The sequence below is a fragment of the Acinetobacter junii CIP 64.5 genome (genome assembly GCF_000368765.1).
GTDB classification, from domain to species: Bacteria; Pseudomonadota; Gammaproteobacteria; order Pseudomonadales; family Moraxellaceae; genus Acinetobacter; species Acinetobacter junii.
Map to the genome: position 1 here is coordinate 115363 of NZ_KB849659.1, position 20346 is coordinate 135708.

The window sequence follows — 20346 nt, forward strand, 5'->3', positions numbered from 1 at the left end:
CAAACTGATCCCAGCGGGTGGCTGATCTTAATTTTTGCCCAGAGTGGTGCAGTTTAGCCAGACGTTCAAAATCTTGTCTTAGAATGGGTTTGAGTAATTGATGAAATACGGTATTCTGATGTGACAAAACCTGAGTCCTTTATAGTTAAAGTGTTTGTTTGCACTCATATTTTAACTATTTAGACTCAGGTTTTTTTATTTAGAGCAAACTATGGGACAGTAGTGAGCTAAGGCTTCCTTTTTTTATGCTGCCAATATTTCCTCTAGAAGTTCATCACTAGGCGCAAAGTAATAGGCACCATCAACTGCTGTAGTGAAATGTAATAGGCGATCATGAATGCCATCACCAGCAGTTCCGAACATACGCTGTAACATTGCATCAATAATATTTAGATCATTGGTATAGGCGACGAAAAATAAACCTTGTTCACCTTTGCCATCACCATATGGCAAGCTGTGACGGAGGATTTCCATTTCTTCACCCTCATCGTCCTCCACGACTGTGCGTGCAACATGAGAGTTTTCAGGTTTGATATCATCATCAAGTTCAATTGACTCTAATTTGGTACGACCAAATACTTGCTCTTGCGTATCGACTTTGAGTTGTTGCCATTTCGCTAAGTCGTGGACATAACGCTGAGCAAAAATAAAACTTCCATCCGCAAATTTGCCTGCTTGCTCAGGTAGCAGCGCAGCTTCAGCACGATCGTCAGGAAATTGAGGGTTTTCAGTGCCGTCAATAAACCCTGTCATATCACGTCCATCAAAAAATCTAAAGCAATGGCGTTCATCCAAGACTTCTACTTTGTCTTGAATACCTGCAAAGAAGGCTTGACTGATTGAGAAGCAAATATCAGCACGTGCACTTGCAATATGAATAAATACATCTGCTGGTACAACAGGCATATTAAATGCGCCACTTTGAGGGTCGAGTTGTTTAAAACCTTCTGGTGTTTCAGTGCTGAGTTGTGTCCACAACTCAGGACCAAACGCAACAGCAGTTTTAATTTGATCATTTGGATGTTGGGTGATGAGGCGGTCGCGAGTTGATAGAAGAGCTTCAATCTGTTGTTTTAATTCAGAAATTGTAAGATCTTTTAAGCGAAGCACAATAAAGCGTGCATGATCTGAAGGTAGTGGAAGAATGACAGATTGAGCAGTCATTAAAATCTCCTTAATTATTTTTTAATACAGCAAAAAACAATATTGTGCCTGATGATATAACTGTTTAATAGTTTATTTATTCTTTTTTACCTCATGGATTAGCAGAAAATTTCAGCAATAAAACAGTATAATTCCATTTTATTTATGTCTTTTATATATGAGTTTCCAAGTTTGGTTCGCCTTTATGTTGGCATGCTGGGTGATTAGTCTTTCTCCAGGGGCGGGGGCGATCGCTTCAATGTCGAGTGGTTTAAACTATGGCTTTAAGCATGGCTATTGGAATGCGATTGGCTTGCAGCTGGCTTTGATTATTCAAATTATGATTGTAGCCGCAGGGGTGGGAGTTCTTTTTGCGACGACACCGTGGGCGTTTCAGGTGGTGAAATGGTTTGGGGTCATTTATTTATTATATTTAGCTTATGTTCAGTGGACTGCCCCAGCTCAAAATATTGATATTCAAACCGAGCAGAAAAACACACCTGCTTTAGTACTGGTGTTTAAAGGATTCATCGTCAACATGAGTAATCCTAAAGCTATCGTTTTTTTGTTGGCTGTACTCCCGCAATTTTTAGATTTAAATCAACCGCAGTGGATACAATATGTGATCATGGCGATTACAATGGTCGTGATTGATTTGATGGTGATGGCAGCATACACAGGACTTGCATCAAAAATCTTGAGATTACTGCGTTCACCTCGACAGCAAAAATATTTAAATCGAAGTTTTGCGGTGATGTTTGGTTGTGCAGCCGCATTGTTGAGTGCAATTCAGCAAACGAGTTAATCTTTTGCTGAAGATACGCTAAGAGATTTAAATTTTTGTGTTGCGAAAATAGCTGCGAATGTAAGTGCCATAAACAAAACGATGCTTAATCCTGTAGCAATATTTAATGCTGCACTTGACCATAATCCAACGGTTACTCCAAATTGAGCAAGCACAAATGCCCAAATCACCATTTGTTTAGGGGAGTGAGCCAGTAAGCGAGCACTCAATGCGGGAATGACCAGCAAAGCACCCATCAGTAGAGAGCCTACTGCGCGAAGTGCCAACACGGTAAATAAAGCGAGAAGCAACATAAAAACTAGACGCTGCCATTTAGCATTCACACCTTCACTGATCGCAATGTCAGGGTCAATAGAAATCTGAATTTGTGCGGACCATGAGCGATAAAGAACAACCAATGCTGCAGCGATAACAATCGCAAATAAAGGTAAATCAGCCCATTCGATACTCAATAGATCGCCAAATAAGTAGCTTAATAGTTCAGGTCTTAAACTTGGTAAATGCTGTATTAGAAGTAGGCCTGAGCACAGTAATGTCGCTGAACACAATGCCAATAAGGCATCATTTGGCAATCTTGAATCATGTAGAACCCATAAAATAGCGACTAAGAGTCCTGCTAAACAACCAACACCTAACCAAAAAGGCAGTTGAAGCATTCCTGCTATGGCAACACCGAGTAATGTGCCATGCGCCATAGTGTCTGCAAAAAATGACATCCTGCGCCAAAGCATCAGACAACCTAAAGGTGCTGTGAGAAATACTAGCAATGTCCCCATGATCCAAGCAGGTAACAGTAACTCTAACCATTCCATCATCGCTTAGACCTTTGGTTCAGGGTGGATATGTGGACGAGGGTCATGCGTACAGGATTCAACATGATCGCTATGCCCACAATGATTGTGGTGATGCTGATAAAACATGCGTTGAGTTCCAAAAATTGCTTGATACTCAGGATGCTGTTGAATGCTTTCAGGTAGTCCGCTACAACAAATGTGCTTATTGAGACAAACTACACGATGCGTACCTTGCATAACCCACTGTAAATCGTGAGAAACCATTAAAACAGCACAACCATAACGCTCTGGCAGACTACGTACGTATTCATACAGTTCGGCTTCTGATTGGATGTCTAAACCCTGCATGGGTTCGTCAAGAACTAAAATATCAGGTTGACGTAATAAGGCGCGAGCAAGGAGAACACGCTGACGTTCTCCTCCGGATAACTGCTGAACTTTAGATAATTGTAGTTTTGAAATCCCAGTGTCCTGAATAATTTCTTTGCGAAGATCACTTGCACATGCTTCTAGATCAAGTAAGTCTTGGACACGTAAGGGCAGGCTGCTAGACGGATTAAATTTTTGTGGGACATATGCCATTTTTAGCTTTTTAGCAAAAGTGACTTTGCCCGCGTTGGGTTGCATGATGCCAAGCAATACTTTGATTAACGTAGACTTACCAGCGCCATTCGGACCAATCAATGTGACGATTTCTTTTGCTTGTAAAGCAAAATTAACATTTCTAAGGATGTCTCGTTCATCTCGTCGAACCGAAATATTTTCAAGTTCAATCAATGAAGGGCTTATTGACGAGTGCTGCACTGATGACATTTTCCAGAGATTTCAATAATGCTGTGTTGCGCGATAAATTGATCAGATGCCGCCAATTGATCTAACTGTTGAATTAAGCCTTGAGCAGATGCTTCTTTTACAGAGTGGCATTCTGTACAAATCAAAAAAGCAGCTTGATGTCCTTCACGTGGATGGCAGCAAGGGATGTAAGCATTGATTGAGGTTAAACGATGGATTAAACCTTTCTCTAGCAGGAAATCTAATGTTCGATACACCGTCGGTGGTGCAGCAGGGCGATCAGCTTGACCTTTTATTTTTGCCAGCAGATCATAGGCGCCCATAGGGGCTGAGGCATTTAGAATGAGTTCAAGAACTTCTTTGCGTAAAGGTGTTAGTCGTGCGCCAACCGCAGTACATAAAAGCTCTGCTTCCGCAATTCTTGCTTTAATATCGTGATGACCGTGGACACCGTGCAAAGCATTATCATGTTCATGTGAACAAGAACTCATAACTTGACCTCATTGTTTTGCACATATCATAACATGCAAATGATCTATAACTATCTATATCGTGATCTTGATGATTATGGTGACAAAGGGGGTAGAAAATAGACATAGGCAATTTTTAACTTTTGTTATATTATAACATGCTTCGCTAAGTTGAGTACTACTGTAATGTCACGCCTTTTAATCTTTGTTTTCTTTTCAATGTTTAGTACATGGGGGTGGACTCAAAGTTTAGTGGTTTCGACACATCCAATTTATTTGATCGCTAAGGAAGTAACACAAGGAATTGAAGAACCTGTATTACTTTTAAATGATCAAACTGGACATGATGTTCAATTGACACCTGCTCACCGCAAAGCGATTCAGGATGCCTCTTTGGTGATATGGCTAGGCAAGGCACATGAAGCACCTTTAGAAAAGCTCTTAGGTCAAAATCGAAAAGCGATTGCTTTATTGGACTCAGGAATTTTAACGATACTTCCTCAGCGTAGTTTACGTGGAGTAGCTTTAGCGAATACGATGGATAGTCATGTTTGGTTGGAACCAAATAATGCAGTTCGTATTGCTTTCTTTATTGCGACTTTGCGATCACAGCAAAATCCAGAAAATAAAAATAAATATATGTCAAATGCAAAAAACTTTGCACAACAAATGCTACAGGCTTCGCAAATATACGAGAGTACTAATAAGGCAAAACCATATTGGTCTTATCATGATGCCTATCAATATTTAGAGCGGGCGCTGAATTTGAAGTTTGCTGGAGCATTAACTGATGATCCGCATATTGCGCCTACAGCTGCACAAATAAAGTACTTAAAAGATAGTCGACCAAAGTCAAAAATGTGCCTATTGGCTGAAACTTCAGCAAGTTCAAGCCAATATCAGAAGCTGAATCCCATCATCTTTGAATCGGTAGATGAAAGCATGAGAGGGGAGGATGATTTTGTGGTTGCTTGGAAAAAATTGGCTTCAAAAACCGATAAGTGCGTATTAAGTGCGCAAAAATGATGAAAAAAAATTAATTGAGTTGACTCTATCGTCAGAAAATATGGTAACGAAAAAAGCAGACTTAAGTCGAGAAAAGATTGCATGTTCAGGGGTGTAACTCTATAATGCCTGCGATTCGAAACGATCATCAATAAAACTTGTCAAGCAGTTACGCTGTAAGTGGGTAAAAAATGAGCCGAACTAGTCGCATGATTGACCGACGATTAGCAAAAGCTTTGGTCTTCTTACAAGCGTGTATGATCCCAGTGGCAGCTTTATTGGCTTGGCTGATTAAAGATACAACTGCTGCTTTAAGTGCTGCGCTTGGAGCTTTGGTCTGTTGGTTAGCACACTGTTATTTTGCTTGGCAGTCGTTCAGAACGGCAGGTGCCAGAGCATCAAAACAAGTCATGCTAAACATGTATCGAGGCATGCTTGGGAAGTTTGCGATTGTGATCGTTGGTTTTATATTAATTTTAAGCAATGTTAAACCGCTGTCACCGGTTGCATTGTTTAGTGGATTTATCCTCGTACAAGCGATGTCGTGGGTCGCGCCGTTTTGGGCGTCGCGTCTACAAAAACGTGGATAAAGCACATTTTGAGATTTTTGGAAGTAGAAACGAGATTATTGCAGTACGCATGGTTCGTTTAACTTCTTTTTAATGATTGACATTGACCAGGTGTGATTTATGGCTGCTGAAGAACATGCCCTGACTTCGACCGAGTATATCAAGCATCACTTGACCAATATGACCTATGGCAAAATGCCTGATGGTACATGGAAATTGGCTGAGACTGCTGAAGAAGCTCAATCGATGGGGTTCACTGCAATTCACTTGGATTCAATGGGTTGGTCTATCGGACTTGGTGTTATTTTCTGTTTGTTGTTCTGGACAGTTGCGAAAGCTGCGAATGCAGGTGTACCAACTAAATTCCAATCAGCGATCGAGATGATCATTGAGTTTGTTGACTCAAGTGTTCGTGATACTTTCCACGGCAAATCACGTTTAATTGCTCCACTTTCATTGACCATTTTCGTGTGGATTTTCCTCATGAACGCAATGGACTTGATTCCTGTAGACTGGATTCCTTATCTAGCTCAACAGATTGGTGCAAGTGTATTTGGTATGGACCCTCACCACGTTTATTTCAAGGTTGTTCCATCTACTGACCCGAACATTACTTTAGGTATGTCATTGTCGGTATTTGTGTTGATCTTGTTCTACAGCATCCGTGAAAAAGGTGTTGGAGGATTCGTTGGCGAGTTGGCACTTAACCCGTTTAATCCAAGTAACCCAGTTGCAAAAGCGTTATTGATTCCAGTGAACTTGATTTTGGAATTAGTAACTTTCCTTGCTCGTCCAGTTTCGTTGGCTCTACGACTGTTCGGTAACATGTATGCAGGTGAGTTAATCTTCATCTTAATCGCGTTATTACCGTTCTGGATCCAGTGGGCGTTATCTGTGCCTTGGGCTATCTTCCACATTCTTGTAATCACGCTGCAAGCATTTATCTTTATGATGCTGACCATCGTTTACTTGAGCATGGCAAGCGAAAAGCATTAATGGTATTGCCTAACTATCACCTGATGGTTGGGCTTAAATTTTAGTTTAATTTGGTAATAACCTAACCTCTGAGGAATTTTTCATGGAACTCACTTTAGGTCTAGTTGCAATTGCATCTGCTATCTTGATCGCTTTCGGTGCTTTAGGTACTGCGATTGGTTTTGGTCTTTTAGGTGGTCGCTTCTTAGAAGCTGTTGCTCGTCAACCAGAATTGGCTCCACAACTTCAAACTCGTATGTTCTTAATCGCGGGTCTTCTTGATGCTGTGCCTATGATCGGTGTTGGTATTGGCTTGTTCTTCATCTTCGCTAATCCATTTGTAGGTTAATAGCTTAATTCCTAAATCCACATATTGAGGAATAGCGAAATGAATATCAACCTCACATTGATTGGTCAAGCAATTGCATTTGCGATGTTCGTCGCATTCTGCATGAAGTTTGTTTGGCCACCACTAATCAATGCGATTAGTGAGCGTCAGCGTAAAATCGCTGATGGCTTAAACGCTGCTGAAAAAGCTAAAGCTGACCTTGCTGATGCGCAAGCACAAGTTAAGGCAGAGTTAGATGCAGCGAAAGCACAAGCGGCTCAATTGATCGAACAAGCGAACCGTCGTGCAGCACAATTGGTAGAAGAAGCGCGTACCCAGGCTGCGGCTGAAGGTGAGCGTATTCGTCAACAGGCGAAAGAAACTGTTGATCAAGACATCAATGCTGCTCGCGAAGAATTACGTCAACAAGTTGCTGCTTTGGCAGTTGCTGGCGCAGAAAAAATTCTGAACCAACAAGTTGACGCAGAAGCTCATAATGCCATGCTGACTCAGCTGGCTGCTAAACTATAAGCGAGGCGAAATATGGCTGAACTCTTGACGTTAGCACGCCCGTACGCCAAAGCAGCATTTGCTTATGCATCTGAGCAGAATGCAACTGACGCTTGGTCAAATGCGTTACAACTGCTCAGTGCTGCGGTGCAAGACGAAGCATTTTCCGCTTATTTAAATCGCCCTGAGCTGACTCCTGCGGAACAAGTAGGTCTTTTTGCGAAAGTTTTAGGTGAAGATCAATCTCAATCAGTGTCTAACTTTTTGACACTTCTTGCAGATAACGATCGTTTAGTTTTATTGCCTGAAATTGCTGCAGAATACGAATTACTTAAATCGCAGAACAACAACACGTTGGAAGTGGAGATTGAATCTGCTTTTCCAATGGATGCGACACAAGAGCATATTTTAGCTCATGCGCTTGAAAAACGTTTTAACAGAACTGTACATGTGACTGTTAGCGTTAATCCAGCGTTAATCGCAGGTGTTGTGATTCGTGCAGGCGACCAAGTGATAGATGACTCTGCGCTTAACAAGCTTGAAAAAATGCGGACTCGTCTTCTTGCGTAACAGCAAAAAGACTGAACTTAAAAAAGATTGAGGAATAGCGCAATGCAACAACTGAATCCATCCGAGATCAGTGCGCTCATTAAACAGCGTATCGGCGATCTGGACACCAGCGCGACCGCTAAGAATGAAGGTACCATCGTCATGGTATCTGACGGTATCGTGCGTATTCACGGTCTTGCGGATGCAATGTACGGTGAAATGATCGAATTCGACGGCGGCTTATTTGGTATGGCACTGAACCTAGAACAGGATTCAGTGGGTGCCGTTGTTTTAGGTAACTACCTAAGCCTTCAAGAAGGTCAAAAAGCTCGTTGTACAGGTCGTGTATTAGAAGTTCCGGTAGGTCCTGAACTTCTTGGCCGTGTCGTAGACGCTTTGGGTAATCCAATTGATGGTAAAGGCCCTATTGATGCAAAACTAACTGATGCTGTTGAAAAAGTAGCACCAGGTGTAATTTGGCGTCAATCTGTCGACGAACCTGTTCAAACTGGTTATAAATCAGTTGATACCATGATCCCTGTAGGTCGTGGTCAGCGTGAGTTGATCATTGGTGACCGTCAAACTGGTAAAACAGCAATGGCGATCGATGCGATCATCGCTCAGAAAAACTCTGGCATTAAATGTGTATACGTTGCGATTGGTCAAAAACAATCAACAATTGCAAACGTTGTACGTAAGCTAGAAGAAACTGGCGCTATGGCGTATACAACTGTTGTCGCAGCTGCGGCAGCTGATCCTGCAGCTATGCAGTATTTAGCTCCGTACTCAGGCTGTACAATGGGTGAATACTTCCGTGACCGCGGTGAAGATGCGTTAATTATTTATGATGATTTGTCTAAGCAAGCTGTTGCTTACCGTCAAATTTCATTGTTATTACGTCGTCCACCAGGTCGTGAAGCGTATCCAGGTGACGTATTCTATCTTCACTCACGTCTTCTTGAGCGTGCTTCGCGCGTTTCAGCTGACTACGTTGAGAAGTTCACGAACGGTGCAGTAACTGGTCAAACTGGTTCTTTAACTGCGTTACCGATCATTGAAACTCAAGCGGGTGACGTATCTGCATTCGTACCAACGAACGTAATTTCGATTACTGACGGTCAGATCTTCTTAGAAACATCATTATTCAACGCAGGTATTCGTCCTGCTGTGAACGCGGGTATCTCTGTATCGCGTGTTGGTGGTTCTGCTCAAACTAAGATTATCAAAAAATTGTCTGGTGGTATCCGTACTGCTTTAGCACAATACCGTGAATTGGCTGCGTTTGCTCAGTTCGCTTCTGATCTTGATGAAGCAACTCGTAAGCAACTTGAGCATGGTCAACGTGTAACTGAGTTAATGAAGCAGAAACAATATGCTCCTTACTCAATTGCTGACCAAGCTGTATCTGTTTATGCATCTAACGAAGGCTACATGGCTGACGTTGAAGTGAAGAAAATCGTAGACTTTGATGCTGCGTTGATTGCTTACTTCCGTTCAGAACATGCTGCGTTAATGCAACAGATCGATGAAACTGGTGATTATAACAAAGACATCGAAGCAGCATTCAAAGCAGGTATTGAGAGCTTCAAAGCGACTCAAACTTACTAAGTTTATCTTTAGTTAAGTTTGGTTCACGGATCAACCTTCGGAAGCTCGAAAGAGCTTTCGAATACTAGGTTAAGCGTATGGCAAATTTAAAAGAAATTCGCGCCAAAGTAGCTAGTATCAAAAGCACGCAGAAAATTACTCGCGCGATGCAAATGGTAGCTGCTTCTAAAATGCGTCGTGCGCAAGAGCGCATGGCTCAAGGCCGTCCGTATGCCGATAATATGCGCCGTGTAATTGCTCACTTAGTTCAAGCAAATCCTGAATATAAACACCGTTATATGGTTGATCGCCCTGTTAAGCGCGTTGGCTATATCGTGGTGTCTTCAGATCGTGGCTTGGCAGGTGGCTTGAACATTAACTTGTTCAAGAAAGTTGTGCAGCATGTCAAAGCACAACAAGAGCAGTCAATTGAAGTTGAATTTGCTTTGATTGGTCAAAAAGCGGTTTCGTTTTTTAAGAATTACGGCGGTAAAGTGCTTGGTGCAACGACCCAACTTGGCGACGCGCCGAGTTTGGAACAGTTAACTGGCTCTGTACAAGTTATGCTTGATGCATTTGATAAAGGCGAATTAGATCGTATCTACCTCGTTTCAAATGGTTTCGTCAATGCGATGACTCAACAGCCTAAAGTAGAACAACTTGTTCCTTTAGCACCAGCGCAAGCAGGCGATGATCTCAACCGTACTTATGGTTGGGACTATATCTACGAACCAGAAGCAGAAGAATTGTTAAATGGTTTGTTGGTTCGCTACATCGAGTCTATGGTTTATCAAGGTGTGATTGAAAACGTTGCATGTGAGCAGTCTGCTCGTATGGTCGCAATGAAAGCAGCGACAGACAACGCAGGCCAATTGATTAAAGACCTACAACTCATTTACAACAAGCTGCGTCAAGCCGCGATTACTCAGGAAATTTCCGAGATCGTTGGCGGTGCCGCTGCCGTTTAACATTATTAAGTTTGAATTGAGGAGACAGCAATGAGTAGCGGTCGTATCATTCAGATCATCGGCGCGGTTATCGACGTCGAGTTTGAGCGCAATAGCGTTCCTAAGATCTATGACGCTCTCCAAGTTGACGGTACTGAAACTACTTTAGAAGTTCAGCAACAGCTTGGCGATGGTGTTGTTCGTACCATCGCAATGGGTTCTACAGAAGGTCTTAAACGTGGCCTTAATGTAACTAGCACAAATGCACCGATTTCTGTTCCAGTGGGTCCTGCTACGCTTGGTCGTATCATGGACGTATTGGGTCGCCCTATCGATGAAGCAGGTCCTGTAGCGACTGAAGAACGTTTGCCGATTCACCGTCAAGCACCTTCTTATGCTGAACAAGCAGCTTCTACTGATCTTTTAGAAACTGGTATTAAAGTAATTGACTTACTTTGCCCGTTCGCGAAAGGTGGTAAAGTTGGTTTATTCGGTGGTGCGGGTGTTGGTAAAACCGTTAACATGATGGAGTTGATCAACAACATCGCGAAAGCACACTCAGGTTTATCTGTGTTTGCTGGTGTTGGTGAGCGTACTCGTGAAGGTAACGACTTCTATCACGAAATGAAAGATTCTAACGTTCTTGACAAAGTAGCAATGGTCTACGGTCAGATGAATGAGCCACCAGGTAACCGTTTACGCGTAGCGTTAACTGGTTTGACTATGGCTGAATACTTCCGTGATGAAAAAGACGAAAATGGTAAAGGTCGTGACGTATTATTATTCGTCGACAACATCTACCGTTATACACTTGCGGGTACTGAAGTATCAGCATTGTTAGGTCGTATGCCATCTGCGGTAGGTTACCAACCGACACTTGCAGAAGAAATGGGTGTTCTTCAAGAGCGTATTACGTCTACTAAGTCTGGTTCGATCACATCGATCCAAGCTGTATACGTACCTGCGGATGACTTGACTGACCCATCACCTGCAACAACGTTTGCTCACTTAGATGCAACAGTAGTATTGAGCCGTGACATCGCATCTTCTGGTATTTATCCAGCGATCGATCCACTTGACTCAACTTCACGTCAGTTAGATCCATTGGTTGTTGGTCAAGAGCATTATGAAATTGCACGTTCTGTACAGAACGTATTGCAACGTTATAAAGAGCTTAAAGACATTATCGCAATCTTGGGTATGGATGAATTAGCTGAAGAAGATAAATTGGTTGTTTACCGTGCGCGTAAAATCCAACGTTTCTTCTCTCAACCATTCCACGTAGCTGAAGTATTTACTGGTGCTCCTGGTAAATTAGTACCGCTTAAAGAAACTATTCGTGGCTTTAAAGGTCTATTAGCTGGTGAATACGATCACATCCCAGAACAAGCGTTCTATATGGTTGGTGGTATTGACGAAGTGATTGCTAAAGCTGAGAAACTCTAATTTAAGGAGATCATCTCATGGCGACTATGCAATGTGATGTCGTAAGTGTTAAAGAGTCTATTTACTCTGGACAAGTTACGATGTTAATCGCAAAAGGTGCGGGTGGTGAGTTAGGTATTTTACCTGGACATGCACCACTTGTAACTTTACTCCAACCTGGACCGATTCGTGTTCAGTTGGAAAATGGTACGGAAGAAATTGTTTACGTATCTGGCGGTGTGTTAGAAGTTCAACCTCATGTTGTTACGGTACTTGCAGATAGTGCAATCCGTGCAGACAACTTGGATGAAGCTGCAATTATGGAAGCTCGTAAACAAGCTGAACAATTGCTAGCAAATCAAAAGAGTGATTTGGATTCTGCTGCTGCACTTGCTGCGTTGGCTGAAACAGCTGCTCAGCTTGAAACGATCCGTAAAATCAAGAATCGTGCAATGTAATTGCAGATTTAAGATTGAAAAAGCCACCGTCAGGTGGCTTTTTTATTTGGATTGGCTTTATGAATCTGACAATTATCACAATTGCCTTTATAAAAAGGTTCAGTAGCAATACGATCAAGAATAGATATTCTTAAAGATATAAGAAAATAATGCTTAGTTTATTTAAACTTTTTTTATTTGGTAATCTGTGCGTGAAGCATAAATTAAGGATATATTTAACAATCTAGCAACTCGCTTAACAATAGTGATCGGAAGTAAGAGTTTGCTGATTTTTCTATATTTGCAATAACGAATAGATCTTATAAAAATTCAATTAGGAAGTATATGTTACCGAGTAATGTCTTAAAGTTGCGTTTAGATCGCATCGAACAACAAGGGCATCATTTATCTGTCAAAGACCAATTGAAGCTGGTAACGCTCACCCAACCTGATTTAACTGCAAATATTTACACACAAATATTTAATCTTACTTTACCCAAGATTTGGAATTTTCGTCATTCCACCAAAGAAGATATTCATTGTGCTTTACGTTTAATTCAATTAATTACAGATACCTTTATTCCTAGTTATAAGTTCCATGCACAAAAAAATGCATGGCTAGAGCAGTGTTTAGCATTTCGTTTGCAATATTCAGAAGAAAAAGTTAGCTCAAATGAAATTCAAACGATTTTGTTGCAGTTATCAGAGTGCAAAGATGGTGAATTAAAACTGAGTGTTTTGAAACAACTGTGTGATGAATACGATATTGTTGAAATCAAATTGAATCTTGCGAAGTTGTATGTACGTTTGGAAAATTGGCATGCAGCTATAGAAATCTATGATCGTGTATTCCAGCAACAACCTACACAGCATGAAGATATTCACTACGATTACATTCAAAGTCTGTTAAATCGTAATCATTATTCGAATGAACATGGTCATGGTGATATCGTTGAGGCTTTGGATCGACTAGGAAATCTTGATCAGATTCAACAGCAAAAACTACACGATGAACTGACACGACGAGCTGTAGGGTTATTATTGCCTGAGAATCTCAACTCGTATATTGTGCAATCTCCAAAACCATTTATACATCTTCAGCATAAGCTAAAGTTCGTTGGATACTCTTTAAATCATTGGCTATCGGCTGATGAGTTTGTTGTACCTTATTATAAAAATAGAATTGAACAAGCACCTAAATTGCTCAATAACCAAGAGGTGGTTATGCATTTAGATCGCCATAAAGCAGCAAATGCAGCACTACAGAAAATATTAACTGGGCGAGATTTAAAATTTGTTAGTGGGATTAACGCTGCAAATCATAGCTTAGGATTTATTTGGAATTATTTTCATATCAATCCTTTGGTTTTAGATGCGCTTGTCACTGCTTCAAAGGGTGATCCAGAAGCATTTTATAATTTAAAACAGATTCCAGCGCCTGATTATAATCATGATGCTGCTATGCAGCAGATATCATCTTATTTGGCTAAACAACAAGTAGCATATAACTTGAGTCAGCAGGGACATAGCATTGAGTTTGTAGAGCATTCACATTTAGCTGGATTTGACCTTATTGTGGATGGTGCACCGATGCAGGTTAAATGCACGCTTGATACCGAAAAAGTCGAAAAATTTGCGCAGAGCTATCCACATATTGCAATCATTGTGAATATTGAACTGGCTCATTTGCAAGAAAAATACCCATCGGTTTTTGCTGATTTAGCACTTAGTTATGAGTCGGTCCAACGCACTGCTCAGCAAAGCCTGCAGCAAGTCGTTGGACGTGAGGATTTTTTACCAATCCCTTTAATGAATACTGGTTTTGCTGTCTATCGTAATTTTAATAAAGTACAAACTAGACAAACTGTACGCCCTTTTCTGCAATACAAATCGTCTAACTCTACTATGAAAAATGGTTTGGCTTTGGGAGCAGCAATCGGTGGGATTGTCTCAGGTTCGATCGGTGCTTTTTTTGTTGGGGGACTAGCGATTTATCGAACTTGGCGTGTTCAGAATAAAGAACAAACCAAATCGGCTCATGAGAAACAACAAATCATTGCGCAAAGAAACCAAGTCATGGATTTGTTGATTGATTTTGCGGAATGGTTTACTCACGACCTACTCAAGTATCGGATTGATTTATATGCTTACCAACTCAGACAAATTGAAATGAAGCTGATGGGACAGATACCTGAGTTGTCTCTTTCTACTTTGTTGTTTGCCTATAAGTTTGAAGCGCATCATCGAGCGGTAAAGTTGTATGAATGGATGCAGCAACAATTGACACATGACAATCCCAAACGCAAAGTGCAAGCAGGCTGGGTGGCATTAGCACAATCAGATCAGTTTATGTCGATTGAGTTGAAGCAACGTCTTAATCAATTGAATACTGTATTAGATCAATATAAAAAGATGACTCAAATGGGGCATGATTTTCCAAATCTAAGCAAACAGAAAGCTAATACTTCAGTTTCTATGCCATCGTATCAGATACAACCCATCAAAATGAGTTATGAGATTTGATATTGCTAAGATCATGTAATTAGTATTCTCATTCTCTAAAAGCTCAAGTATTTCTAATAAAGATAGTTGAGCTCAAGAATTTAAATACTCATATCAGCAAGCCAGAGGAAATAACCACCGTAGCTATTAAATTTAAATTCACCACCAATATTTTTCCCTTCATCTGTTAATTGGTGCCTACCTTTATCATTAATTATGAGAAAGCCTTTAGCTACAAATTTTTCTAAAAGCTCATTTGTTTTCAGTTTATGTTTGGCAGCAAGTTTCGAAGTTGTTAATTTGCTAAAATCATCTTGTTCACTATTTTCTTGGCTTATTTCTGTATCTCTTACCTCATCAAGAGAAATTCTAACTTCATCGCTGATTCGAATAATGCGTTGAGCTTCTTCATAAGCATCTTTAAACACCGATTCATCATGATCTTTTTCAATCAAAATCCCCATCTCATTATTATTCACTTGGCTAAACTCATATAAGTTTAGACTGGAAATTATACAAGTTGATTCATTGATGTAACATTTAGCATGAAGGTTCTTACAGAAACTCACCCTTACATAATCAAGTTTTTGCATCCATTTGATTTCATCAGGATGTAAATCACTTTTGCCATAAATTATACGAATATCAATTTTAAGACGATTTTTATCTTCAAGAAGTTCCTTTATACGATCATTTAGTTTTAAAAAAGGGCTAATTAGAATAAGGCGTTCTTTTGCATTTTTAATTAATTCTTCTAGATAAAAATTAGTTGCACTTGTATTAAGAAATTTAGACATGTCGTTCCAACATTTATGTAAATATTAAAATTAAAGTAAAAAAATTATAATATTTATTTTAATAAAGAGAATAGTTAAACCATTCTCTTTATTAATTTTTTATTTTATTTTGCTAATTCAGCTTCAATTGCATTAACGATGCGTTCATCATCCGCTGTAATATCTGGTGCAAAACGCGCCACAATTTCACCATTTTTATTTACCAAGAATTTTTCAAAATTCCATAAAACTTCAGGCGGATTGTTTGGCGTTAAACCATAATCAACTAAATCTTTCCACCAAGGACCTTCACCAATACGTTCAGGGATTGCTTGAGTTAGTGTTTGATAGAGTGGATGTTTGTCATCGCCAGCAACGGAGATTTTTGCAAATAAAGGGAAATGAACATCGTAATTCAATGAACAGAATTGCTGAATTTCATCATTACTGCCAGGTTCTTGCTCTAAGAAGTTATTTGCTGGAAAACCTAAGATTTCTAAACCTTGATCTTTCTTCGCTTGGTACAGTTTTTCTAAACCTTCATATTGGGGAGTTAAGCCGCATTTAGATGCGACATTGACGATTAAAAGTACTTTACCTTGGTATTGTTCAAGGTCGACTTCCTGACCTTTGATGTCCTTAACAGGAATGTGATAAACCGATTGGCTCATGGAATACGTCCTAATTTGTTGTTGTGACAAGACTTGTTTGTTTTAACTGCTTATTTATCAGAGTGCAATCTTATTCATAGTAATCAATACAAATAATGAGCAAAAGAAGAAAGCTGAATTAGGTAGATGCATTTTTGAGTTGAATAGGTGTTTGTCCCGTATAGCGTTTAAAAAATTCGATAAAACTTGAGCTGTGTTGATAACCCAGAGAAAACGCAAGTTGTTTAATGGTCATACCTTGGCGAATTTGATTGATCGCATAGATGATCTTAGCTCGATTGCGCCATTCTGCTAAAGATAGCTGTAACTCTTGTTGGCTGAGGCGAAACAGGTGACGTTCACTGAATGTAAAGTGCTGTAAGATCTGTTGTAGGCTCATATGAAATAATTCAGGATTCGCAAGTTGATCGAGAATCGGAGCTAAGGTTGGATGCGTGCTTTGCGGCAAATAATGTGTATATGCTGGAGCTTGTTTTAGTTGATCGAATAACACTTGTAATAAATGTTCAAGATATTCGGGTGCAGGATTTTGCTTTTGTTGCTCTAGAATTTGAATGACCAAGGCGCGAAAAAAAGGTTGAATACTAAAACAGCGGCAGACATCGCCTAATGCATTTCCGAAACGAGGATGAAGTCGGATGCAAATATAATGAATTTCATGTTCAACAGGCAGTGATTGGTGTTCTGTGCGTGGTGGTAGCCATAGCCCATAGCTTGGCGGTGATAAGTAATATTTTCCTTCAATATCAAACTCTAGTGTTCCATTTAAACTAAAATTAAAGTCACCCCAAAGTGAAGAGTGAGGACTAACAACGTCATTCTTTTGATAGAGAAATTCATGCACCTCTATACCTGTTAATAATGGAAATTGTTGGGTACCGTCAAACTTCATTTGGATTCTCAACTTTTAATTTTCACAAGTGACTTTTGGATTATTTAAGCCTTTGGCTAAAGTAAAAATGCTAATCAAGGCTAAAGCCACAAAGCTAATTACACCATAAATTAAGATATTTTCATTAAAGTGATCAACGACATAACCGCCTAATAATGAGCCAACAGCAATCAAGACCTGGAACATGCCAACAAATAGAGGCATTCCTTTTTCAACAGCATTGGGTGCATGAACAAACATCCAAATATTCGCGGAAGTTGGAAAAGCTCCAAAGGCAAAACCCCAAAGTGCGGTGAGGATGACAGCACCCAGTTCATGCACTGCAAATATTGGGAAGCCAAAGAACACAACTGCAAAGCAGAAACCCACAAAAGCAAGTGTATAGCGAACATTTAAATTGCCACTATAACCTGCGAATGCATTCCCAAACACACCAGCAATTCCATAAAGTAACAGGAGAGAACTAATGGTGGTGCCATCAAAACCTGCGATATTTTTAAAGAAAGGGGCTAAATAACTATAGGCACAGAAATGTGCTAAACCAATTAAGAGTACAATCAACATGCCACTACGTGCTTTGGGTATTCTCAACAGCGCAGGAAGATCACGCAGGTGAATAGCGGATTCAGGATTTAATTTGGGTAAGAAGATGATTTGTAATAAGAGGACGATTAAGCCAATTGCCGCCGTTATTCCAAATGCGCTAAGTCATCCGTAGAACTCGCTGAGCCATGTGCCGATAGGAACGCCTAATACCGTTGCAAAGGTTACACCTGCCATGACGACTGCGGTTGCCTTAGCGATGGGCAAATGAGCAGGAGCAAGTTTGCCACTCAAAGCAATTGCTGTTGCCCAAAAGCCTCCAATTGCAATTCCTAATACTAACCGACTCAGTAAGAGGATATTAAAACTCTCAGCAAATGCAGTAATGGTATTTGCTATCACCATGATCGCAGTCAGTAGAATTAAGACATAACGACGATCTAGTTGTTTCACTGATATCGGGAGAAGGGGTGCTGCAAATGCTGCCATGACGCCTGGTAGAGTGATAATCAAACCCGCTGTGCCAATAGAAATATTCAAATCAGCTGCAACACTGTTGAGTACACCTACAGGGAGAAATTCACTGGTCACAAGTGCAAAAGCGCCGATCGCGACTGCGAGAATCGCATACCAACTCCCTTGATTTTTCGTTGATGATGCGCCACTAGATTCGGGAGAGTAAGAGTTTTCCATATAAAATTCCTTTATTGTTAGATGCATAACAATAAAATTTCGAATACTGGTTAAATTTTTATAACGATCGTTATAAAATAAAAATAGATGCGTCAATTAATTTAATAATGATCGTTATGAAAATATCTGTGGCTTTTATGAAAGATACGCATGAATCTCACCTAATGCCTTGTGATAATAGCTTTAAAAAGAAACGTGGTCGCCCAAAGTGTTTTGATGAACAACAAGCCTTACAAAAAGCCATGCTATTGTTTTGGGAACATGGCTTTGAAGCGACATCGATGAGTGATTTAACTCAAGCTTTAGGGTTAACTGCACCAAGTTTATACAGTAGCTTTGGTGATAAGGTGGGACTTTTTTATAAGTGTATCGACTACTATTTGGCTCATGAAGCATGTCCAATTGAAGCGATTTTCTTAGAGGCGAAAACTGCCAAAGTCGCATTTGAATTATTTCTTTATGACAATGTACAACGTTTGGTTCAACCCAATAAACCTACAGGTTGTATGCTTGTCGTTGCTACCATGAATTGTTCTGATCATGCGCAGACAGTGCAGCATACTATTCTTGAAAGGCGTCTGAAGACCAAACAGAAAATGCTTGAGCGTTTAAAACAGGGTGTAGAAAATGGTGACATTGCCCATTCTGCCTCTCTACAAGAGATAGCAGATTTCTATGCGACAGTCTTACAAGGATTGACTGTGCAAGCACGAGATGGTGCAACGGTTCAACAATTGCATAAGGTGGTTGAACACGCAATGCGTAGCTGGGACTTATTCTAAATTTGATGTCTAAACAGCGATATAAATGTCTGAAATACGATATTTAAATTGATTTAGACATCTTTCAGAATATTCGCATTACTTAGAAAATGCGGGAAAGTGGATGGGTCTGCTAAGCAAATATCAAAAATGGGTGTTTATCTTACCTCTCATTGCTGTTTTCATTTGGTCATTGAACATTGCGGTGACTCGTTATGTTGCAGATTATATTTCACCTGCCAGTATTAGTTTTTATCGGTGGTTTGTCGCTTTTATTATCCTGACGCCATTCATGTTACCCAAAGTTTGGCAACAACGTGCTTTGATTCGACCTTTGATTGGACGTTTAGCTGTGTTAAGTGCTTTTGGTATGGTGTTATATCAAGGTCTATCATATACCGCGGCACATTATACGACGGCGACCAATATGGGCATCGTCAATGCATTTGTTCCCATTTTTACTATATTTATTTCATATTTGATTTTAAAGGATAAACCTAATCGTTTTGCGATCTTTGGTAGTTTATTGTCCTTTGCTGGATTGATCTATGTGATGAGCCAAGGTCAGCTTTCTAGTTTGTTTGCTCAAGGTGGGCATTGGGGAGATGCTGTCATGGTGATTGCTGTAGGATTCTATGCATTTTATGGGGTGTTTCTCAAAAAATGGCAAGTCCAGTTACCCTTGATGACCAGTCTATATGTACAAATAGGGTTTGCATTGTTATATCACGTCCCATTTTTATTATATTTAGGCTTGGATGCGATTGATGCAGAGAATGCCATGAGTGTGCTTTATGCTGGTATGTTTCCATCTTTGATTGCTCCCTTGTTATGGATGATGGCAGTACAAGCGATTGGCCCAAATCGAACCAGTATTTTTATGAATCTTATGCCTGTATTTACGGCAGTGATAGCCAGTGTTTGGTTAGCTGAACAATGGACAATTTATCACTCGGTTGGCGGTATAATGATTCTCATAGGGATTATTTTGGCTCAAAAAAAGACAAAAAAAGTTGTTCAATCACAGTTGGAAACGGCGACTTAGTTGCGCATAAATGAGATGGTTTTGCTTAAAAGAGCAACAAACGAACGTAATTTTTTTATTAACTTTTTATTCTTTCTATATGATTTACAAATATATTTTAAAGGAGTGCCTCATTTGTGATTCTGAA

The 20346-nt window shown here is 40.1% G+C and carries 22 protein-coding genes and 1 pseudogene; 14 read left to right on the top strand and 9 right to left on the bottom strand.

From position 1 onward, the window contains the following. Positions 1 to 127: DUF4372 domain-containing protein (locus F948_RS16275; protein ID WP_004908418.1), on the bottom strand; the 127-nt coding region annotated here is incomplete at its 3' end. A 116-nt stretch (positions 128 to 243) separates the two neighbouring features. Beyond that, entirely contained in the window at positions 244 to 1164 is a 921-nt protein-coding gene (locus tag F948_RS15590; protein ID WP_004967036.1) for a Dyp-type peroxidase, read from the bottom strand. Positions 1165 to 1321: 157 nt separating this feature from the next. Here F948_RS15590 and F948_RS15595 point away from each other — a divergent pair, with 157 nt between their 5' ends. After that, complete coding sequence (locus F948_RS15595) at positions 1322 to 1948, top strand: LysE family transporter (RefSeq protein WP_004905561.1); 627 nt, start codon at positions 1322 to 1324, stop codon at positions 1946 to 1948. Here F948_RS15595 and znuB read toward each other — a convergent pair. Genes znuB through F948_RS15610 form a run of 3 tightly spaced genes read right to left on the bottom strand, consistent with a single transcriptional unit; the run spans position 1945 to position 4025 of the window. Next, positions 1945 to 2763 carry a zinc ABC transporter permease subunit ZnuB gene (gene znuB, locus F948_RS15600; RefSeq protein WP_004967037.1) on the bottom strand — a complete coding sequence of 273 codons (819 nt, stop codon included), beginning with the start codon at positions 2761 to 2763 and terminating at the stop codon, positions 1945 to 1947. The genes F948_RS15595 and znuB overlap by 4 nt on opposite strands. A gap of 3 nt (positions 2764 to 2766) precedes the next feature. After that, positions 2767 to 3555 (bottom strand): zinc ABC transporter ATP-binding protein ZnuC, encoded by a 789-nt coding sequence (znuC, locus tag F948_RS15605; RefSeq protein WP_004967038.1) that lies wholly within the window; start codon positions 3553 to 3555, stop codon positions 2767 to 2769. Continuing rightward, complete coding sequence (locus F948_RS15610; RefSeq protein ID WP_004905556.1) at positions 3528 to 4025, bottom strand: transcriptional repressor; 498 nt, start codon at positions 4023 to 4025, stop codon at positions 3528 to 3530. Before F948_RS15610 ends, znuC begins: the two co-directional genes overlap by 28 nt. A gap of 165 nt (positions 4026 to 4190) precedes the next feature. On the opposite strand from F948_RS15610, the gene F948_RS15615 reads away from it, so the two are divergent. From F948_RS15615 to F948_RS15665, 11 genes are all read left to right on the top strand, one after another. Further along, positions 4191 to 5030: a metal ABC transporter substrate-binding protein gene (locus F948_RS15615; RefSeq protein ID WP_004967039.1), complete on the top strand. Its 840-nt coding sequence runs from the start codon at positions 4191 to 4193 to the stop codon at positions 5028 to 5030. Positions 5031 to 5200: 170 nt separating this feature from the next. Continuing rightward, on the top strand, positions 5201 to 5599 hold the full coding sequence (locus F948_RS15620) for an ATP synthase subunit I (RefSeq protein ID WP_004956567.1): 399 nt from the start codon (positions 5201 to 5203) through the stop codon (positions 5597 to 5599). Positions 5600 to 5698: 99 nt separating this feature from the next. After that, complete coding sequence (gene atpB, locus F948_RS15625; RefSeq protein WP_004905552.1) at positions 5699 to 6574, top strand: F0F1 ATP synthase subunit A; 876 nt, start codon at positions 5699 to 5701, stop codon at positions 6572 to 6574. An 82-nt stretch (positions 6575 to 6656) separates the two neighbouring features. After that, positions 6657 to 6902, top strand: coding sequence for a F0F1 ATP synthase subunit C (gene atpE, locus F948_RS15630; RefSeq protein WP_000424060.1), 246 nt, complete (start codon positions 6657 to 6659; stop codon positions 6900 to 6902). A gap of 39 nt (positions 6903 to 6941) precedes the next feature. Further along, complete coding sequence (locus F948_RS15635; protein ID WP_004905548.1) at positions 6942 to 7412, top strand: F0F1 ATP synthase subunit B; 471 nt, start codon at positions 6942 to 6944, stop codon at positions 7410 to 7412. Between the two features lie 12 nt (positions 7413 to 7424). Continuing rightward, positions 7425 to 7961, top strand: coding sequence for a F0F1 ATP synthase subunit delta (locus F948_RS15640; RefSeq protein ID WP_004905545.1), 537 nt, complete (start codon positions 7425 to 7427; stop codon positions 7959 to 7961). Between the two features lie 42 nt (positions 7962 to 8003). Next, complete coding sequence (gene atpA, locus F948_RS15645) at positions 8004 to 9548, top strand: F0F1 ATP synthase subunit alpha (protein WP_004777723.1); 1545 nt, start codon at positions 8004 to 8006, stop codon at positions 9546 to 9548. 77 nt (positions 9549 to 9625) lie between these two features. Beyond that, positions 9626 to 10495 (top strand): F0F1 ATP synthase subunit gamma, encoded by an 870-nt coding sequence (gene atpG, locus F948_RS15650; RefSeq protein ID WP_004905540.1) that lies wholly within the window; start codon positions 9626 to 9628, stop codon positions 10493 to 10495. Positions 10496 to 10525: 30 nt separating this feature from the next. Beyond that, positions 10526 to 11920 carry a F0F1 ATP synthase subunit beta gene (atpD, locus tag F948_RS15655; RefSeq protein ID WP_004798063.1) on the top strand — a complete coding sequence of 465 codons (1395 nt, stop codon included), beginning with the start codon at positions 10526 to 10528 and terminating at the stop codon, positions 11918 to 11920. A gap of 17 nt (positions 11921 to 11937) precedes the next feature. Beyond that, on the top strand, positions 11938 to 12357 hold the full coding sequence (locus F948_RS15660; protein ID WP_004905537.1) for a F0F1 ATP synthase subunit epsilon: 420 nt from the start codon (positions 11938 to 11940) through the stop codon (positions 12355 to 12357). A gap of 324 nt (positions 12358 to 12681) precedes the next feature. Continuing rightward, positions 12682 to 14859, top strand: a complete 2178-nt coding sequence (locus tag F948_RS15665; RefSeq protein WP_004967043.1) for a hypothetical protein — start codon at positions 12682 to 12684, stop codon at positions 14857 to 14859. A gap of 80 nt (positions 14860 to 14939) precedes the next feature. Here the strand turns inward: F948_RS15665 and F948_RS15670 are convergent, their stop codons facing one another. The 4 genes and pseudogenes from F948_RS15670 to F948_RS15685 form a co-directional block, all read right to left on the bottom strand. Continuing rightward, the gene (locus tag F948_RS15670; protein WP_004905534.1) at positions 14940 to 15635 is read right to left on the bottom strand and encodes a phospholipase D family protein; all 696 of its coding nucleotides are present in this window, start codon (positions 15633 to 15635) and stop codon (positions 14940 to 14942) included. A 104-nt stretch (positions 15636 to 15739) separates the two neighbouring features. Then, on the bottom strand, positions 15740 to 16285 hold the full coding sequence (locus F948_RS15675) for a glutathione peroxidase (protein WP_004956561.1): 546 nt from the start codon (positions 16283 to 16285) through the stop codon (positions 15740 to 15742). 118 nt (positions 16286 to 16403) lie between these two features. Then, positions 16404 to 17177, bottom strand: a complete 774-nt coding sequence (locus F948_RS15680; RefSeq protein ID WP_004967045.1) for an AraC family transcriptional regulator — start codon at positions 17175 to 17177, stop codon at positions 16404 to 16406. A 15-nt stretch (positions 17178 to 17192) separates the two neighbouring features. After that, a pseudogene (locus tag F948_RS15685) lies at positions 17193 to 18413 on the bottom strand (MFS transporter). A 116-nt stretch (positions 18414 to 18529) separates the two neighbouring features. Here F948_RS15685 and F948_RS15690 point away from each other — a divergent pair. After that, a complete protein-coding gene (locus F948_RS15690; protein WP_004967048.1) occupies positions 18530 to 19195 on the top strand; it encodes a TetR/AcrR family transcriptional regulator in 666 nt (221 codons plus the stop codon). Positions 19196 to 19298: 103 nt separating this feature from the next. Further along, positions 19299 to 20219 (top strand): DMT family transporter, encoded by a 921-nt coding sequence (locus F948_RS15695; protein ID WP_004905522.1) that lies wholly within the window; start codon positions 19299 to 19301, stop codon positions 20217 to 20219. Positions 20220 to 20346 lie beyond the last annotated feature (127 nt).